This is a genomic window from uncultured Chloroflexus sp. (genome assembly GCF_937129525.1).
Taxonomy (GTDB): Bacteria; Chloroflexota; Chloroflexia; order Chloroflexales; family Chloroflexaceae; genus Chloroflexus.
Genome location: NZ_CAKZNK010000039.1, coordinates 1 through 4,292 on the forward strand (window position 1 = coordinate 1; position 4,292 = coordinate 4,292).

At 52.7% G+C, this 4,292-nt stretch carries 2 protein-coding genes; both read left to right on the forward strand.

Annotated elements, in window-relative coordinates:
* Nucleotides 1-110: 110 nt before the first annotated feature.
* Nucleotides 111-2,936, forward strand: a complete 2,826-nt coding sequence (locus tag Q0650_RS03735) for an alpha-L-rhamnosidase (RefSeq protein WP_298816056.1) — start codon at nt 111-113, stop codon at nt 2,934-2,936.
* 19 nt (nt 2,937-2,955) lie between these two features.
* The coding region (locus Q0650_RS03740; protein ID WP_298816058.1) for a hypothetical protein at nt 2,956-4,292 on the forward strand (1,337 nt) is incomplete at its 3' end.

The following is a 4,292-nucleotide window of genomic DNA, read 5'->3' on the forward strand; positions in this document are numbered from 1 at the left end:
AAGGCGGCTTTCATGACCTGGCGCTCTCTCCACAACCGGCGCGCGAACGCTATTTTGCCGAAATGATGGGGTGGTTGGAAGAAATTACTGTAACGTAAGTGTGCTTGACTATGATACGGTTTCTAACTGCTAGCATCCTGAGCGTGTTGATCTTGCTATTGTCATCGTTACCGATTCGGGATGTCCAATCCTCCTCTACGTTCTGTTTCTGTCAAGCCACACCGATCTGGCTGCACCCAGCTCCCCCGGCGGATCACGAAGTTGCCCTGTTTCGAACCATCCTTGAACTGCCAACCCCAAAACAGGATATCACTATTGCCTTGTTTGCCGATACCCGTTACGAAGCGTATGTAAATGGCACCTTGATCGGGCGAGGTCCGGCCCGATTTTCACCTCAGCGACACGAGTATGATCTGCTATCGATTGGCGATCTTCCAGCAGGGCAACATACACTGACTGTACGGGTACAATGGGCGCCTTCTAAACGCCGCAGCGAGTCAGAACGACCATTCTTGTGGGCAGTTGTGCAAAGTCAAGCGCAAACGCTAACTGCCACCGGTCCGCACTGGCAAGCTGCACCGCTTGCAGCATACCAGAGTAACTCCGCGCCGGTACATCGCTGGGGCCTGATTGGTCCGACTGAGATTGTCGATCTGTCACTTTTATCGCCAAACTGGAAGACCGGCAATCTGGAGACCGCCTGGCAACCAGTCGTACCGGTCAATGTGCAGCCAGAGTCATTCTTCCCTCGTTCGATCCCACAGCTTGAAGAGCTCGTTATTCCAGCGCGAGTTATCGGGCGAGGATGGTTAGCTCCTGGGTTTACCCCACTTGAGCTACCCGGTATGGTCGATCAGTTCACTATTCCTCTCCAGGCCCTCAGGCAAACGATGGTATCTCTGATCAGCATTGATGACCCTCTCACCAGCGCAATCACGATCGATGGTCAACCACTAAGCTGGACTCCCGCGCCGAACCGACCACCGGGAATTGTCACGACCTCGTACCCGCTTATGGCAGGCGCTCATTCACTACAGGTAAGCGGTTTACAGAACTATCCAGAAGGATGGACGATTTTGATCTCGTCAGACGGGCTAGACTCACTTCCTGCTCCTGGCTTGTCTGCCCATGCAGGCCGACGAATGTTGCTATCTGCCCCCCAACCCGACCAGCGAGCGGTGAATGTCATATCCATATCATCATCGCTAACTTTACAGTTTCAGGCTCCGGCCAGTTACGTCATCCTCGATCTGGGCAGAACTGTACATGGTCGATTGACTGCGGAAGTTAATGGACCTGACGGAAGTATCGTTGATATTGGTTGGGATGAACGCTTATGGAACAATGCCATCCCGTTGCCGTACCCTGGACAACTTCATCCTGAATGGAATCAAGTCGACTCTTGGCTTCTTGATGGACGAACGCATCAGATCACGACTATTGACACTCGCGCCGGTCGTTATATCCTCATCGCTGTGCGAGCACCAGGCCCGGTCGAATTACGCCTGATTCAAATCAATGAGGAGCGGTACCCTGTCATCAGGCGCGGCTCTTTCACCAGCAGCGACCCGCTGCTCGACCAGATCTGGCAGGTCAGTATTGACACGCTGCTGCCCAACATGACAGATTCCTACACTGATACACCCTGGCGGGAGCGTGGACAATGGTGGGGCGATGTTTTTGTCGCCGATCACATCAATCAGGTTGCTTTCGGTGACTATGCTCTGCTGCGCCGCGGATTGCGACAACTGGCCGATCATTTTGCTTCTGATGGCACACCAGCAGCAATTGCTCCAAATACCGGCGCGCACCGCATGCTCGATTACGGGATGCTATGGGCGCAAAGCCTTGCCAGTGAGCTGCGCCGTAGCGGTGACCCGGCGTTGGCGCGCGAGCTATGGCCGACGCTGGTACGCTTTCTTGATCATCTGGCTACCTATCGCCGTTCAGATACCGGCCTGCTAGATATTCCGGTCGGACCGTGGGCGCTAACAAATTATCTGGATAGTAGCGTTGTTTCAGCCCGCTATGGTCAGTCCACGCCGGTCAATGCAATGTACTACGGTACATTACGCGCCGCCGCAACCATTGCAACGACGCTGAATGAACACGCTCAGGCAAGCCGGTGGAACAGCGAGGCGGAAACGCTACGGGATCGCATCAATGCTCATCTGTATGATCAGACTGCGCGTCGCTACCATACAACTATCATCGACGGTCAGATTATTGCACCGGGGCCTCACGCACAGGCAATGGCACTCGCTTACGATCTGACGCCAGCGTCAGAAGTTCAGCCAATCGCAGATGCATTAATCGGTTTGATCACTCGTCAACCAGAACGAGCAAACTTGCAATTGTATGGTATATTTTGGGCATTGGAGGGGTTTCGGAAAGCGGGTCGAATTGAGGATGCTATCGATCTGATCAAGCATTTCTACGGTTGGCAATTGAACCAGGGGGCGACAACCTGGTGGGAGCATCTAAGCGCTAATCAACGCTGGACTGCAAGTCTTTCCCATAGTTGGGCTGGTTCTCCAGCCTGGTTTCTCACCACTGCCATTTTAGGAGTGTACCAGACCGGATCAAATAGCTGGGAGATTGAACCAGCCTGGCAAGGCGTGAGATTTGTGCAGGGAACATTTCCCTTGCCTACAGGAGATCTTGTCGTATCCTGGGAACAACCACAATGCGAAACCCAACGAGTAAGCATCAGCGCACCTGCAGGAACCCAAGGCTATTTGTTATTACCGCCTCCAACCGAGTCAACCGTCATTACGATTAACGAACGCCTCGTATGGAATGCTCTCATGCGCGATCCCATTGCATCACAGCTAGCCGATGGCCGATTGCAACTGTTGCTGTACGGTGGATCGGAATATACCATTGAGCAGCAACGTGTCTGTCTATCAACCTGGCTACCTTTCGTCGGACACTAGTTTTGAGTGAGGTGTATCGTTGAACTACTATCGTTCGCTCCTGATCATTTTGCTCGGCACACTGCTGATTGTCACCATCCCTGCGTCAGCTCAACCACAGGTCGCTACTTCCACTTCTATAATCCATGTGCCCCTGGTAGCCTTGACACGGTATAATCCACTTGGATTTGAAACCAATAGCGGCTGGCTATCGTCGAGTCTGGTCAAGTCACAAGCTGCAGTGTTAGGGGCAAACTGGGTTCGACTCAATACTCTGAGCTGGCGCGACGCGCAGCCAACCGAAACCAGTCCTATCAGTTTCAGTGCCAGCAGTTTCCAAACATTTGAGCGAGATGTACTGGCAGCTAACGAATTAGGGCTGACTGTCATAGCAATCATTGATGACCATCCATCATGGGCAACAAATAGCACCTATCGCTGCGCTGCAATCCTTGATGAATACCACAACGCTTTCGCCAACTTTGTCCGCGCGGTAGTTCTCCGCTACAGTCAGGCTCCGTATTTCGTGCGTTATTGGGAATTAGGCAACGAGCCAGATGTTGATCCAGCGCTGGTACAGCCAGACTATCCATTCGGGTGCTGGGGTGACATGAATGATGAATACTATGGCGGTGAACGATACGGAAGAATGTTACGCACTGTTACTCCTGTTATCCGCGCTGCAGACCCGGGTGCAAAGGTTGTTTTCGGTGGTTTACTCCTGGCCCGACCTGACAACCGTCGGGGACAAACCGATGGCAAACCCTTCAATTTTCTCGAAGGTGCGCTGAGAGCAGGTGCCGGTCCATATTTTGATATTCTGGCTTTTCACACCTACCCGACCTACTTTGAGCAGGATGGTGTCGATAGCACAACCATTGACTTCGATATTCATCCAAGAACATTTAGCGGTGACTGGTTGTCGTGGGGCGGTGCAACTGTTGGAAAAGTCGAATTCCTGCGCACAGTGATGCGGCGATATGGAATTGATAAACCTATCTCGCTCAACGAGACCGGACTACGCTGTGACCCAAGATATACGATTTCCGGATCATGCGAGGTTTCAGGACCGACGTTTGAACAGGCGAAGGCAGACTTTCTGATACGTTCATCAATCCGCGCAATTTCGGTCGGAGTTGAATCGTATATCTGGTATACACTGCAAGGATCGGGTTGGAGCCGAACCGGTTTGCTGGATGGCTCTCAACAGCCACGACCGGCTTTCATTGCCATGAAGGTCGCTAATGAACGCCTTAATGAAGTGCGCTTCCCTCCTCAATCGTTTACCGGCTATGGCACCGGCCTGGAAGCATACCGCTTCAGTGGCAATAACTTCGCGCTCGATGTGATCTGGTCGGTTGACGCAACGACGCGAAC

What these genes read in the sequence shown, in the direction of transcription:
- Q0650_RS03735 (WP_298816056.1), top strand. Translation starts at nt 111, where the DNA reads ATGATACGGTTTCTAACTGCTAGCATCCTGAGCGTGTTGATCTTGCTA.